Genomic DNA, 12980 nt, shown 5'->3' with positions numbered 1-12980 from the left:
GAGAGGTCCGTGACGACGATGACAGACACGTCTCCGCGCGAGTTCAAGATGCCCGACGTGGGCGAGGGACTCACCGAGGCCGAGATCCTCAAGTGGTACGTCCAGCCCGGTGACACCGTCACCGACGGCCAGATCGTCTGCGAGGTCGAGACGGCCAAGGCCGCCGTCGAACTGCCCATCCCGTACGACGGTGTCGTACGCGCCCTGCACTTCCCCGAGGGCACCACGGTCGACGTCGGCACGTCGATCATCGCGGTGGACGTGGCGGGCGGTGCGGCCCCGGCCGGCGCCGACGAAGCCGCGCCCGCCCGGCCCGCGGCCGCCGAGCCCGCGGCCGAACCGAAGCCCGCGGCCAAGCCCGTGGCGGCGCCGGCGGCCAAGAAGCCCGAGGGCCGCAAGCCGGTCCTCGTCGGCTACGGCGTCGCCGAGTCCTCCACGAAGCGACGCCCCCGCAAGGGCGTCCCGGCCGCCGCCGCGCCCGCCGAGGACACGCTGTACGGCGCCTCGGCCCTCCAGGGCATCCAGGGCGACCTCAACGGACACGGACAGCACGGGGTCACCGTCGCGCGTCCGCTGGCCAAGCCGCCGGTCCGCAAGCTAGCCAAGGACCTCGGGGTGGACCTGGCGACGATCACCCCGTCCGGCCCGGACGGCATCATCACCCGCGAGGACGTCCACGCGGCCGTGGCCCCGCCGAAGGCTCCCGAGCCCGTGGCGGCGACCCCGGCCCCCGTCGCACCAGCCCCGTCCGCCGCTCCCGTCGGGACCCCGGCCCCGGTGGCCTCGTACGACGGCGTGCGGGAGACCCGTGTTCCGGTCAAGGGTGTCCGGAAGGCGACGGCCGCGGCGATGGTCGGCTCGGCCTTCACCGCCCCGCACGTCACGGAGTTCGTGACCGTGGACGTGACGCGGACGATGAAACTGGTCGAGGAGCTGAAGCAGGACAAGGAGATGGCGGGCCTGCGGGTCAACCCGCTGCTGCTGATCGCCAAGGCCCTGCTGGTCGCGATCCGGCGCAACCCGGACATCAACGCCACCTGGGACGAGGCCGCCCAGGAGATCGTGGTCAAGCACTACGTCAACCTCGGCATCGCCGCGGCCACCCCCCGCGGTCTGATCGTCCCGAACATCAAGGACGCGCACGCCAAGGCGCTGCCGGAGCTGGCGCAGTCGCTGAGCGAGCTGGTCTCGACGGCCAAGGAGGGCCGGACCTCCCCGGCCGCCATGCAGGGCGGCACGGTCACCATCACCAACGTCGGCGTCTTCGGCATCGACACCGGCACGCCCATCCTGAACCCGGGCGAGTCCGCGATCCTCGCGGTCGGCGCGATCCGTCTCCAGCCCTGGGTCCACAAGGGCAAGGTGAAGCCCCGCCAGGTGACGACCCTGGCCCTGAGCTTCGACCACCGTCTGGTGGACGGGGAGCTGGGCTCGAAGGTGCTGGCGGACGTGGCGGCGATCCTGGAACAGCCGAAGAGGTTGATCACTTGGGCGTGAGTCCGGTGACTGGGTAGGGTCATGCAGAAGGGGTCGGCCGCAACTTCGTCTTGCGACCGGCCCCTTCTCTTTCATTCTTTCTTTTTCATTCTCTGTCAGCCCTGGTCAGACGTTGCCGTCAGCGACGGCTGAGCACATACACCGGCGCCCCGTCCTCCGCCGCGCCCACGGGATGGATACACGCGTGCTTGCGCAGCAGCCGGAGGCATTCGTTGACGCGGTGCACCGACAGGCCCGTACGGGCCGCGATGGCGTCCAGCGGCTGCCGCAACTCGCCCTCCTCGACGAGGACCGGGGCGATCACGACGGCCACCGTCCACACGTCCGCCGTCACGGACAGCCGCTCGCGCCAGTCGGCCAGGACCGTCTCCGTGGTGGGGCGCGTTGAGCGCGCGGTGGTGTCCGGCGTCGGTCGGGCGAGCGTGAGGGCGAGGGCGTCGAGCCGGTCGGCGATGCGTTCCATGGCCTGGGCGATGGCCTGCTGGGCGGCGAGGGTTGCGCTCTGCAACTCCACCATGTGCTCCTGCAGGGCGATCGACCTGTGCTGTGCCTGCGCGAGTTGCTCGTCGGCGTGGAGGTTGCGCTCCTCCAGGCGGACGATGGCTTCCGCGACCTGCTCGGGCATGGCGTACGCGACGGGGGCCGCCGGATCGGCGGGCTGCACCTCGGCCTCCTCCAAGGTGTAGGAGCCTTCGCGCTGAACGGTCTCGATCACTTCGGCGACCCATCGTTTGAAGGGTGCGCACTCTGGCTTGGTGCAGGCGCTGACGAGCAGGATCAGGCCTTGGAGATCGATGAGATTCAGGTCTCGACGCCACTCTCTACCTGCGGGAACGCCGAGACCGTAACCTCCAGTTAGGGTCTCGAGAATCTCTCGATGATTCTCCGGCACATGGTCGGAGAGCGCCTTCTGCGTGTTGGTGTGCCCCAACTGCTTGCAGACATCCACCGCTGGGAACCAATGCGTCCCGTCCGGCATGGTCAGTCGGCGGACGCGGGCTCCGGTTGCCGCGTAGACGAAGTCGCCGACGTCGAGGGCGTCCTCCTTCCGCATGCGGGGGTCGGGCTGGTGCTTGCTGGGTTCGATCATCTGAACCACCTCCGCTGTGGAACGTACGGAGGTGGAAATCGAATATGCCAGCTGGGTTAGCCATGTTCACTATTGCGAGGTAAAGAAGCCTGATCGGCTTGCGCGGGAAACGCGAAGGGGACCACCGCGGTCAGCGGTGGCCCCCTTCGCATGCCTCCGAGAGGCCGCTCGTCTAGAGAGTGGCGAAGCCGTAGTCCATCAGCTTCTTCACGTCGGCCGTGCGGTTGGCCGCGGAGGAGGAGGTGAGGACGGTGCCCACGATCGTCTTGCCGTTACGGGTGGCGGCGAAGATGAGGCAGTACTTGGCCTCGGTGCCGGAACCCGTCTTGACGCCGATCGTGCCCTTCCAGCCGAGCAGGTCGTTCGTGTTGTTCCATGTCGCCATGGTGCGGGTGCTGCCGGTCTTGGTGATGGTCTTGGCCGTGTAGGCCTTCGTCGCCACGATCTTCTTGAACGTCGTGTTCTTCATGACGTTCTGCGCGAGCTTGCTGAGGTCGCGCGGGGTCGAGGCGTTCGCACCCTTGCTGATGCCGTCGAACGAGTCGAACTTCGTGTTCGTCATGCCGAGGCTCTTGGCCGTGGAGTTCATCTTGGCGATGAAGTTCTTGGTACGGGCCGCGACCGTCGAGCCGGTGCCGAACTTGTCGGCAAGCGCCATCGCGGCCTCGCAGCCGGACTTCAGCATCATCCCGTAGAGCAGCTGACGGACGGTGACCTTGTCGCCGACGATCAGGTTGGCCGACGAGGCGCCGTTCTTGACGATGTAGTCGCTGTACTCCTTCTTGATGGTGACCTTGGCGTCGAGGTTCAGATTCGACTGCGACAGCACGACCTTGGCCGTCATGGCCTTCGTGGTGGAGGCGGTGAGCCTCTTGGTGTCGGCGGCCTTGGTGAAGAGCGTCTTGCCGTTGGCGGCGTTCATCACGAACCCGCCCTTGGCGGTGATCGTCGGCTTCGCGGGAGCCGCCTGCGCGGGAGCGGAGGTGACGACTCCGGTCGCGATCATCGCACCGGTGGTCACGACGACTGCAGCGGCTCTGCGGACACGTGCGCCCTTTATGGCGGTAATCAAGTCAAGTACCCCGATTGCGTCAAATGTCTGTGGAGCGCGGCCACTTGTGCTCCGGTTTCGGGCAAGCAGTGCCGCTTCTCATGTGACAAGTGAGTAGCACAAAAGGTTGTGCCCTGGGTGGGGCGGGGGTCAATTCGCGTCCATCTCACAGTTCTTCGGCGGGTTCAGGGTGGGTGCGAGGCGGGTTCGGGGCCGGTTTCGCGGTGGGCGTGCCGTCCCGGATCGTGGACGAGGGCGGCAATGCGTACGTGTTGTATCTATGCTGTGGACATGCCCTCCGCCCCAGCTCCCGTCTCCGCCCTCGCCGTTCCCGCCGTGAAGCAGCCTCCCGCCGCCGACCGTGTCTACGCCCATGTCAAACAGGGTGTTCTGGAGCGCCGCTACGAGGGCGGCACCCTGCTCACCGAGGGCGAGCTCGCGGAGGCGGTCGGCGTGTCGCGGACGCCGGTTCGGGAAGCGCTGCTGCGGCTGCAGGTCGAAGGGCTGATCAAGCTCTACCCGAAGAAGGGCGCCCTGGTGCTGCCCGTGTCCGCGCAGGAGATCGCGGACGTCGTGGAGACCCGGCAGCTGGTCGAGGAGCACGCGGTCCGCAAGACGGCCCCGGCCTCGCCGCAGCTGATCGAGCGGCTGGAGAGCCTGCTGGAGCAGCAGAAGGCGCAGGCCGCCGCCGGGGACCTGGCGGGCGCCGCGGTGACCGACCGCTGTTTCCACGCCGAGATCGTCCGCAGCGGCGGGAACGAGATCCTCTCCCGCCTCTACGACCAACTCCGCGACCGGCAGCTGCGGATGGGCGTCGCCGTGATGCACGCCCACCCGGACCGCATCACCAAGACGCTCACCGAGCACGAGGAGATCCTCCAGGCGCTGCGCACGGGCGACGCGGAGGCGGCCGTGGAGATCGTGCACCGCCACGTCAGCTGGTTCTCCAACCTGGCGCGAGGGGAGGTCCGTTGACTCGCCCCGTCATATCGTCGTCCGCCGGGTCCCTGCCCGGGGACCCGCCCGGCGGCCGTCGCGCCCTCGCCGTCTGGGGCGTGGGCGTCTCCGTCTACTTCGTCGCCGTCATCTTCCGTACGTCGTTGGGCGTGGCCGGCCTCGACGCCGCCGAGCGCTTCCATGTGGGCGCTTCCGCCCTGTCCACGTTCTCGATCCTCCAGCTGCTGGTCTACGCCGGCATGCAGATACCCGTCGGCCTGCTGGTCGACCGGCTCGGCACCAAGAAGGTGCTGACCCTGGGCATCCTGCTGTTCACGGCCGGCCAGGTCGGCTTCGCGCTGTCGCCGTCGTACGGCATGGCGCTGGCGTCGCGGGCGCTGCTGGGCTGCGGCGACGCGATGACGTTCATCAGTGTGCTGCGGCTGGGCAGCCGGTGGTTCCCGGCCCGACGCGGGCCGCTGGTCGCGCAGATGGCGGGCCTGGTCGGCATGGCGGGCAACCTGGTCTCGACGCTGCTGCTGGCCCGGCTGCTGCACGGGGTGGGCTGGACGGTGGCGTTCGCGGGCAGCTCGGTCGCCGGTCTGGTCGTACTGGCCCTCACCCTGCTGTTCCTGAAGGACCACCCGGACGGGCACGAGCCGGAGCCGTTCCCGCACCACGGTGCCGCGTACGTGCGGCGGCAGATCGCGGCGTCCTGGCGGGAGCCCGGCACCCGGCTCGGGTTGTGGGTGCACTTCACCACCCAGTTCCCGGCGATGGTGTTCCTGCTGCTGTGGGGGATGCCGTTCCTGGTCCAGGCGCAGGGGCTCAGCCGGGGCACCGCCGGTGAACTGCTCACCCTCGTGGTCCTGTCCAACATGGTGGTCGGACTGGTGTACGGCCAGATCGTCGCCCGGCACCACGCCGCGCGGCTGCCGCTGGCGCTCGGCACCGTCCTCGCGACGGCGGTGGTGTGGGCGGCCACGCTCGTCCACCCCGGCGAGCACGCCCCGATGTGGCTCCTGATCGTGCTCTGCGCGGTCCTCGGCGCCTGCGGCCCCGCCTCGATGCTCGGCTTCGACTTCGCCCGCCCGGCGAACCCGCCGGAGCGTCAGGGCACCGCCTCCGGGATCACCAACATGGGTGGTTTCGTCGCCTCCATGACGACCCTGTTCGCGGTCGGCGTCCTCCTGGACCTGACCGACGACGACTACGGCATCGCCTTCTCCGCCGTGTTCGTCCTCCAGGCGCTGGGCCTGAGTCAGATCCTCCGCCTGCGCGGCCGCGCGGCCCGCCGCGAGCGGGAACGTCTGGTGGCGAGCCGGGTGGAGACGGTGCACGTACCGGCGTAGGGCCGGGGCGCCGGTGTGAGGGGCGGCGCTTCGGCGGCCCCGCGAGCCGGCGGCCCCGCAGAACCGGCCGCTACCAGGTCACCCGGCCGCTACACGGTCACCGCGAACGCGTGCAGGATCGCCGCGATCAGGTGGGGGTCACCCTCCGCCTTGATGCGGTCGGCGACGAGATCGGCGGTGACGCGGCCGCAGGCGAGACGGACGTAGGTCTCCCAGTCGAGTGTGAGGGTGGCGGCGGGGCCGAGGGCGGGAGCCGTCTCCAGCGTGCCGCGGCCCTGGATGTCCACCCGGACGGTACGGATGAACTCCACCGGGCCATGCACGTCGAAGACGACGGCCGAACTGCGCGGCGCCTGGGCGTCCTCCGCGACCACCTTCGGCAGCACGGACAGCAGCTCGTCACGGACGACGAGCGCGCCCGGCGAGTCCAGGTTCCCGGGCTGGCCCAGCGCGGCGCGCAGGTCCTGCTCGTGGACCCAGACGTCGAAGGCGCGGTTGCGCATGGCCTGTTCGAGGGTCAGCTCGGTGCCGAGCGGGCCCCGCACCTTGTGACCCGGGTCCCGGGACTCGTTCCGCAGCTGGCGGTTGCGCCGGATGATCGTGTACTCCAGCTCGGAGGTCATCTCCGGCGCGGTGTGGTGACGGCGGGCGTCGACCTGCATCTCCATGTACCGCTGGTGCTCGGTCCGTACGTGGTACAGATCGCGCGGCAGGGTGTGGATCGGCCGGGGGTCGCCGAGCATCTCGCAGTCCAGGCCGATGACATGGGAGACCACATCGCGCACCGACCACCCCGGGCATGGCGTCCGGCGGTTCCACTCGCCCTCCACGAGCGGCGACACCAGCTCGGATATCGCGTCCACGGAGTGGGTCCAGGCGTCGGCGTAGGGCTGAAGAGTGGGATGCAGACTCACGGAACGGGACCCCTCGGGCGGTCGGTACGTGTCAGTACGGTCGGTACGTGTCGGCTACGTGGGTGGTGGTCTTCAGTGGGGGCGTCGGCGTTGACGGCGTGGAGTAGGTCGTCGGCGGCTGTCAGTGGGTGCTGTGAAACGTTAAGTTACGCTGCTCTGAGGCACCCCGGCAGTGCTTTCGTGTGACGATCGTAGGCCGGTATGGACGGCTCGAATGCCAGGACGGTGGTACTGTGCGCGCCTCGCTCATCCAGATCGGCGTAGACGAGGACGAATCGGTCGATTCGCGCAGGCGCCGGGTGGCCTCGCGGGTACGGGACCAGGCAGGCGCCGATCTCGTCGTCCTCCCGGAGCTCTGGACCACCGGCGCGTTCGCGTTCGAATCCTTCTCCTCGGCGGCCGAACCGCTGGAAGGGCCGACGTACGAGGCGATGGCCAAGGCGGCGAGCGACACGGGCGTCTGGCTGCACGCGGGCTCGATCCCGGAGCGGGCCCCGGACGGAACCCTCTACAACACCTCCCTCGTCTTCTCACCGTCCGGCGACCTCGCCGCCTCCTACCGCAAGATCCACCGCTTCGGCTTCGACAAGGGCGAGGCCGTGCTGATGGGCGCCGGCGCGGAGCTGGTGACGCTCCGCGTCCCGGACACCACCATCGGCATCGCCACCTGCTACGACCTGCGGTTCCCCGAGCTGTTCCGGGGGCTCGTCGACGCGGGCGCCGAGATGTTCGTGCTGTCGGCGGGCTGGCCGGAGCGCCGCCGCTCCCACTGGACGCTGCTGGCGCAGGCCCGGGCCGTGGAGAACCAGGCCTACGTCCTCGCCTGCGGAACGGCCGGTACGCACGCGGGAGTTCCCCAGGCCGGTCACTCGATCGTGGTCGACCCCTGGGGCGAGGTCCTGGCGGAGGCGGGCCCCGGCGAGGAGGTCCTCACGGTCGACCTCGACCCGACGAGGGTCGCGACGACGCGTGAGCAGTTCCCGGCACTGAAGGACCGCCTGCTGGGACTGGAACCACCGCGCCGCTGAGCTTCGTGCCTGCCGGGCTTCGACTCCGCCGAGCTTTCGCGGCGCTGAGCCTTGGCGGCGTGCGCTTTCGCCACGTGTGTTCCCTCAGTCGTCGTCCCGTTCCCGCTCCGCCAGGTTGATCACGCACACCGTCACGGCGATCAGCAGGGCCGGGTCCGCGTCGTCGCGTACGACGTCGAGGCCGTAGGTCTCGCGGACGTGCAGCCATCTGCGGGAGATGAGCGCGAGGAGTTCGCCCTCGTACTCGATGGCGAACTCACGGTCCAGGATCTTGCCGCTGACGTCGAGTTCGGTGCCGTCCGCCAGGATGACCCGGTAGTGGTTGCGCAGGAGGGAGAGGCGCTTGCGGCGGACGGTGGCGAGCGGCTCGCCACCGCGTTCGACGACCATCGTGTCGCGCAGCGCGAACATCTTGCGGCGGATGTCGATCAACACCTCCCCCCGGGTGTCCTTCAGCTCGAAGGTGTCCCGCAGCCGCATGGCCTTGCCGTCGACGAGGAAGGCCTTCCGGCCGTGCTCGTCCTCGATCCAGTAGTCGTCACCGATGCCGAGGATCCGGTCGCGTACGAGGAATCTCATGCGTGCAGACGTTCCCCCGGACCCGCTCCGAAACGTCGTCTGTAGCCCGAAGGGCTCAGGCTGGTTTCCCGGCGAAGGCGGGTGAAGGGCTACCGAGGTTGGGGCATATCTGTCCGGGTGCGCGAGCCATGGCTGTCCGTGTCGAGGAGGCAGTGGTGTGCGCGTTCCTGGCGAGGAACCCCGTTGTGACCACGGCCCGGCAGCAGAGTGACGTGCCGCAACGGCGAGCCCTGCTGTCCGCGGCGGTCGATCGGATCTGGGGCACGAAGGCGGAGGGGCGGGGGTATCGGTTCGATGCCGCGAAACGCCTGCACACCGTCTGGAAGCAGGACAACGCGCCAGGCTGATTCCCCTCAGTGTGATTGGTTTGACAGATGACCAAGCGGGCCCGCGTTCGCGCCCCCGAGCTCGCGGGCAAGAGTGACTGGATCAGCACAAGCACCCGATGCTCCACGATCCGGAGCTCGCCACCTGGAAGCAGTACGCGGTGCGGGGCTGGCGGCCCGAGCTGCGGGGCGAGGGCGCGGGCACGGCCCTGTCCCACGAGCTCGAACTCGACCCGTCCATATCCGAGGGCGTGTTCCACGTCTCGGCGATGGCCGCCTCCTGCGACGACGACCCCTCCCACGCCCACCCGGCCTGCCACGTCCACCAGCAGGACCGGGGCGTGCCGGTCCGGCGCACGGAGGGTGGGACGGACCGGCTGCCGCTGGTGCCGACGGGGATGGACGAGGGCGACGGGGCGTGGGCCCCGACCAGGAGCGCCCCGACCATGAGCGGCCCAGGCCCGGACCGAAAGGCCCGGACCAGGGCCGGACCAGCCAGGGCCGGCCCAGGCCGTTGTCCGGCCTAGTAGCCCTGGTAGCCGCCCCGCTGCTGGCCGGTCTCGTCCACGACCGGGGTGGTGGGGGGCACCACCACCCGCCTCCGCCTGGCGATACTGCTGAACGTCGCGACTCCGATGAGTCCGACGATCATGAAGATGATGCCGACCAGGTCGAGGTTGACCCCTTGCATGTCCCAGTCGGTGGCGAACGTGAGGATGGCCCCCACCGCGATCAGAATGATGCACCCGCCCAGGCCCATGAGTGTTCCTCCCTGTGTCCGGTTGGGTCGGCCGGTCGTTCCGGTCGTTCGGTCCTACCGGTCGACATCGGGTACCCGGACAGGCCGGTCATTAACAGGCGTTGAGGGCGGGACGGGGTGCACGGCCGCGGGTCAGTCCTCCAGGAAGGCCGCCAGGGCGTTCGCCAGGAGGTAGGGGTCCTTCGCTCCGCACAGCTCGCGGACGCTGTGCATCGAGAGGATGGCCACGCCGATGTCGACGGTGCGGATGCCGTGCCGGGCGGCGGTGATGGGGCCGATGGTGGTGCCGCAGGGCATGGAGTTGTTGGAGACGAACGTCTGGAAGGGCACGCCGGCCTTCTCGCAGGCGGCGGCGAAGACGGCCCGGCCGGAGCCGTCGGTGGCGTAGCGGTTGTTGACGTTGACCTTCAGGATCGGGCCGGCGTCCGCGCGGGGGTGGTGCGTCGGGTCGTGGCGCTCCGCGTAGTTGGGGTGGACGGCGTGGCCGGTGTCGGAGGAGAGACAGACGGTGCCGGCGAAGGCCCGTGCCCGGTCCTCGTAGGAGCCGCCGCGGGAGAAGACGGAGCGCTCCAGCACCCCGCCGAGCAGCGGGCCGTCGGCGCCGGTGTCGGACTGGGAGCCGTTCTCCTCGTGGTCGAAGGCGGCGAGGACGGGGATGTGGGGGAGTTCGTCGCCCGAGCCGGCGACGGAGGCGAGTGCGGCCGTACCGGCGTGCACGGAGAGGAGGTTGTCCATGCGGGGTCCGGCGAGCAGTTCGTTGTCGCGGCCGAGGTAGGCGGGCGGTTCGACGGAGTGGGTCATCAGGTCCCAGCCGGTGACCTCGCCCGCGGGGAGGCCCGCCTCCTCCTCCAGGAAGGCGATCAGGTCGCCGTCGCGGACGTCGTCGCCGAGGCCCCAGACGGGCTGGAGGTGGCGCTGCTTGTCGAGCTTGAGGCCCTCGGAGGAGACCGTCCGGTCGAGGTGGATGGCGAGTTGGGGGACGCGCAGGAGGGGTCTGTCGACATTGACGAGGCGGCTGGTGCCGTCGCGCAGGGAGAGCCGGCCGGCGATGCCGAGGTCGCGGTCGAGCCAGGAGTTCATCAGCGGGCCGCCGTAGATCTCGACGGCCACCTGACGCCAGCCGTGGCCGCCGCTGTCGGGGCGGGGCTTGACCCGCAGATTGGGGGAGTCGGTGTGGGCACCGATGATGCGGAAGGGGGTGTGGGGGTGGGCGCCCTTCGGGACGTACCAGGCGATGATCGCGCCCCCGCGCAGCACGTACCGGCCGCCCAGTGAGCCGTCCCACGCGTCGGTCTCCGAGACCTGCCGGAAGCCTGCCTTCTCCAGCCGTTCCGCGGCACTCGCCACCGCGTGGTAGGGGGTCGGGCTGCTCGCCAGGAAGGTCATGAGGTCGTCGGTGTGGCCGCGATCGAAGCGTGGGGGTGTGCGCATGGGGTTCACCTTAACGACGTACGAGGGCCCACTCCCTGGGGATGGGAGCGGGCCCTCGTGGTGAGCTACGGAGGGGGAGGCGCCGGACGGACGGGCAGGGTCCGTCCGGCGCCAGGACCGGGGTGCGGCCGGTGCGGGGCGGGCTAGAACGCCGCCTCGTCCAGCTCCATCAGCTCCAGGTCGACGCCCTCGGAGATCTTGCGGGCGAGGGTGACGCCCGGCAGGACGTTGGCCGCGAAGAACTTCGCCGCCGCGATCTTGCCGGTGTAGAAGGCCTTGTCCTTGGCGGAGGCCGTCTCCAGCTTCTCGGCGGCGACGGCGGCGCCCTTGAGGAGCAGGTAGCCGACGACGACGTCACCGGAGGCCATCAGCAGGCGGGTGGTGTTGAGGCCCACCTTGTAGATGTTCTTGACGTCCTGCTCGGTGGCGGCGAGGTCGGTGAGGAGGAGGCCGACGATGGCCTCCAGCTCGACGGCGGCCTTGGCGAGGTGCTCGCGGGCGCCGTCCAGCTGCTCGCCGCCCTCCCCGAGGGCCAGGAACTTCTTGATCTCCTCGGCGAGGGTGTTCAGCGCGGCGCCCTGGTTGCGGACGATCTTCCGGAAGAAGAAGTCCTGGCCCTGGATCGCGGTGGTGCCCTCGTAAAGGGTGTCGATCTTGGCGTCGCGGATGTACTGCTCGATCGGGTACTCCTGGAGGAACCCGGAGCCGCCGAAGGTCTGCAGGGACTGGGCGAGCTGCTCGTAGCCCTTCTCGGAGCCGTAGCCCTTGACGATGGGCAGGAGCAGGTCGTTCAGGGCCTCCAGGGCGGAGATGTCCTCGCCCGCCGCCTCCTTGACCTGGATCTCGTCCTGGATGGAGGCCGTGTAGAGGACGAGGGCGCGCATGCCCTCCGCGTACGCCTTCTGCGTCATCAGCGAGCGGCGGACGTCGGGGTGGTGGGTGATGGTGACCTTGGGCGCGGTCTTGTCCATGAAGTTCGCCAGGTCGGGGCCCTGGACGCGCTCCTTGGCGTACTCCAGCGCGTTCAGGTAGCCCGTGGAGAGCGTCGAGATCGCCTTCGTGCCGACCATCATGCGGGCGAACTCGATGATGCGGAACATCTGGCGGATGCCGTCGTGCTTGTCGCCGACCAGCCAGCCCTTGGCAGGGTGGCGGTCGCCGAAGGTCATCTCGCAGGTGTTGGAGGCCTTGAGGCCCATCTTGTGCTCGACGTTGGTGGCGTAGACGCCGTTGCGCTCGCCCAGCTCGCCGGTCTCGAAGTCGAAGAGGTACTTCGGGACGAGGAAGAGGGACAGGCCCTTGGTGCCGGGGCCGTGGCCCTCGGGGCGGGCGAGGACGTAGTGGAGGATGTTCTCCTCCATGTCGTGCTCACCGGAGGTGATGAAGCGCTTGACGCCCTCGATGTGCCAGGAGCCGTCCTCCTGCTGGACCGCCTTGGTGCGGCCGGCGCCGACGTCGGAGCCCGCGTCGGGCTCGGTGAGGACCATCGTGGAGCCCCACTGCTTCTCCACGGCGACCTTGGCGATGTGCTTCTGGACCTCGTTGCCCTCCTCGAAGAGGATGCCGGCGAACGCGGGGCCCGAGGAGTACATCCAGACGGCCGGGTTGGCGCCCAGGATCAGCTCGGCGAAGGCCCAGATCAGGGAGCGGGGCGAGGTGGTGCCGCCGATCTCCTCGGGCAGGCCGAGCCGCCAGTACTCGGAGTCCATGAAGGCCTTGTAGCTCTTCTTGAAGGATGCCGGTACGGGCGCGGTGTTCGTCTCCGGGTCGAAGACCGGCGGGTTGCGGTCGGCGTCCGTGAAGGACTCCGCCAGCTCGTTCTCCGAGAGCCGGGCCAGCTCCTCCAGGATGGTCTTGGCGGTGTCCGTGTCCATCTCCGCGAACGGGCCGGTGCCGTACAGCTTGTCGCGCCCGAGGACCTCGAAGAGGTTGAACTCGATGTCGCGGAGATTCGACTTGTAGTGCCCCATGGCGACGGCTCCGTAAGAAAGAGATCGGCGAGGCACTGGATCCTCG

12 protein-coding genes and 1 pseudogene are annotated in these 12980 nt (G+C 69.4%); 6 read left to right on the top strand and 7 right to left on the bottom strand.

Going from position 1 to position 12980, the window contains the following annotated elements; genetic code table 11:
- Positions 1-9: 9 nt before the first annotated feature.
- Positions 10-1497, top strand: a complete 1488-nt coding sequence (locus tag ACZ9QC_RS20840; protein WP_472921521.1) for a dihydrolipoamide acetyltransferase family protein — start codon at positions 10-12, stop codon at positions 1495-1497.
- A 118-nt stretch (positions 1498-1615) separates the two neighbouring features.
- On the opposite strand, the gene ACZ9QC_RS20835 is transcribed toward ACZ9QC_RS20840, so the two are convergent.
- Positions 1616-2587 carry a BRO-N domain-containing protein gene (locus tag ACZ9QC_RS20835; RefSeq protein ID WP_472921520.1) on the bottom strand — a complete coding sequence of 324 codons (972 nt, stop codon included), beginning with the start codon at positions 2585-2587 and terminating at the stop codon, positions 1616-1618.
- A 172-nt stretch (positions 2588-2759) separates the two neighbouring features.
- Entirely contained in the window at positions 2760-3608 is an 849-nt protein-coding gene (locus ACZ9QC_RS20830) for a D-alanyl-D-alanine carboxypeptidase family protein (protein WP_472921519.1), read from the bottom strand.
- A 321-nt stretch (positions 3609-3929) separates the two neighbouring features.
- Between ACZ9QC_RS20830 and ACZ9QC_RS20825 the strand changes: the two genes are divergently transcribed.
- Together ACZ9QC_RS20825 and ACZ9QC_RS20820 are read left to right on the top strand one after the other, a co-directional pair.
- Positions 3930-4613, top strand: coding sequence for a GntR family transcriptional regulator (locus ACZ9QC_RS20825; RefSeq protein WP_472921518.1), 684 nt, complete (start codon positions 3930-3932; stop codon positions 4611-4613).
- Positions 4610-5926, top strand: a complete 1317-nt coding sequence (locus tag ACZ9QC_RS20820; RefSeq protein WP_472921517.1) for an MFS transporter — start codon at positions 4610-4612, stop codon at positions 5924-5926. Before ACZ9QC_RS20825 ends, ACZ9QC_RS20820 begins: the two co-directional genes overlap by 4 nt.
- A gap of 89 nt (positions 5927-6015) precedes the next feature.
- Here ACZ9QC_RS20820 and ACZ9QC_RS20815 read toward each other — a convergent pair whose 3' ends face one another.
- Positions 6016-6840: a maleylpyruvate isomerase family mycothiol-dependent enzyme gene (locus ACZ9QC_RS20815; RefSeq protein ID WP_316727125.1), complete on the bottom strand. Its 825-nt coding sequence runs from the start codon at positions 6838-6840 to the stop codon at positions 6016-6018.
- A 233-nt stretch (positions 6841-7073) separates the two neighbouring features.
- On the opposite strand from ACZ9QC_RS20815, the gene ACZ9QC_RS20810 reads away from it, so the two are divergent.
- Positions 7074-7868, top strand: a complete 795-nt coding sequence (locus ACZ9QC_RS20810) for a carbon-nitrogen family hydrolase (protein ID WP_472921516.1) — start codon at positions 7074-7076, stop codon at positions 7866-7868.
- Between the two features lie 84 nt (positions 7869-7952).
- On the opposite strand, the gene ACZ9QC_RS20805 is transcribed toward ACZ9QC_RS20810, so the two are convergent.
- A complete protein-coding gene (locus ACZ9QC_RS20805; protein WP_472921515.1) occupies positions 7953-8447 on the bottom strand; it encodes an LURP-one-related/scramblase family protein in 495 nt (164 codons plus the stop codon).
- A gap of 185 nt (positions 8448-8632) precedes the next feature.
- Between ACZ9QC_RS20805 and ACZ9QC_RS20800 the strand changes: the two genes are divergently transcribed.
- Together ACZ9QC_RS20800 and ACZ9QC_RS20795 are read left to right on the top strand one after the other, a co-directional pair.
- Positions 8633-8794: a hypothetical protein gene (locus ACZ9QC_RS20800; RefSeq protein ID WP_472921514.1), complete on the top strand. Its 162-nt coding sequence runs from the start codon at positions 8633-8635 to the stop codon at positions 8792-8794.
- A 161-nt stretch (positions 8795-8955) separates the two neighbouring features.
- Positions 8956-9177 (top strand): annotated as a pseudogene (locus ACZ9QC_RS20795) (alkyl hydroperoxide reductase); the annotation flags it as partial.
- 119 nt (positions 9178-9296) lie between these two features.
- Here ACZ9QC_RS20795 and ACZ9QC_RS20790 read toward each other — a convergent pair.
- The 3 genes from ACZ9QC_RS20790 to ACZ9QC_RS20780 form a co-directional block, all read right to left on the bottom strand.
- Positions 9297-9533, bottom strand: coding sequence for a DUF6458 family protein (locus ACZ9QC_RS20790; RefSeq protein ID WP_215457022.1), 237 nt, complete (start codon positions 9531-9533; stop codon positions 9297-9299).
- A gap of 132 nt (positions 9534-9665) precedes the next feature.
- Positions 9666-10964, bottom strand: a complete 1299-nt coding sequence (locus tag ACZ9QC_RS20785) for a M18 family aminopeptidase (protein WP_472921513.1) — start codon at positions 10962-10964, stop codon at positions 9666-9668.
- A gap of 143 nt (positions 10965-11107) precedes the next feature.
- Positions 11108-12934, bottom strand: a complete 1827-nt coding sequence (locus ACZ9QC_RS20780; protein WP_472921512.1) for an acyl-CoA dehydrogenase — start codon at positions 12932-12934, stop codon at positions 11108-11110.
- Positions 12935-12980 lie beyond the last annotated feature (46 nt).

It is taken from the genome of Streptomyces sp. HUAS MS02 (assembly GCF_055702265.1).
The sequence above is the reverse complement of the archived record's forward strand: the minus strand, read 5'-3'. Positions and strand labels throughout refer to the sequence as shown.

Bases quoted from the DNA above. Each gene is read 5' to 3' on its own strand.
- ACZ9QC_RS20835 (WP_472921520.1), bottom strand. From the start codon at position 2,587: ATGATCGAACCCAGCAAGCACCAGCCCGACCCCCGCATGCGGAAGGAG.
- ACZ9QC_RS20825 (WP_472921518.1), top strand. From the start codon at position 3,930: ATGCCCTCCGCCCCAGCTCCCGTCTCCGCCCTCGCCGTTCCCGCCGTG.
- ACZ9QC_RS20805 (WP_472921515.1), bottom strand. From the start codon at position 8,447: ATGAGATTCCTCGTACGCGACCGGATCCTCGGCATCGGTGACGACTAC.
- ACZ9QC_RS20790 (WP_215457022.1), bottom strand. From the start codon at position 9,533: ATGGGCCTGGGCGGGTGCATCATTCTGATCGCGGTGGGGGCCATCCTC.
- ACZ9QC_RS20785 (WP_472921513.1), bottom strand. From the start codon at position 10,964: ATGCGCACACCCCCACGCTTCGATCGCGGCCACACCGACGACCTCATG.
- ACZ9QC_RS20780 (WP_472921512.1), bottom strand. From the start codon at position 12,934: ATGGGGCACTACAAGTCGAATCTCCGCGACATCGAGTTCAACCTCTTC.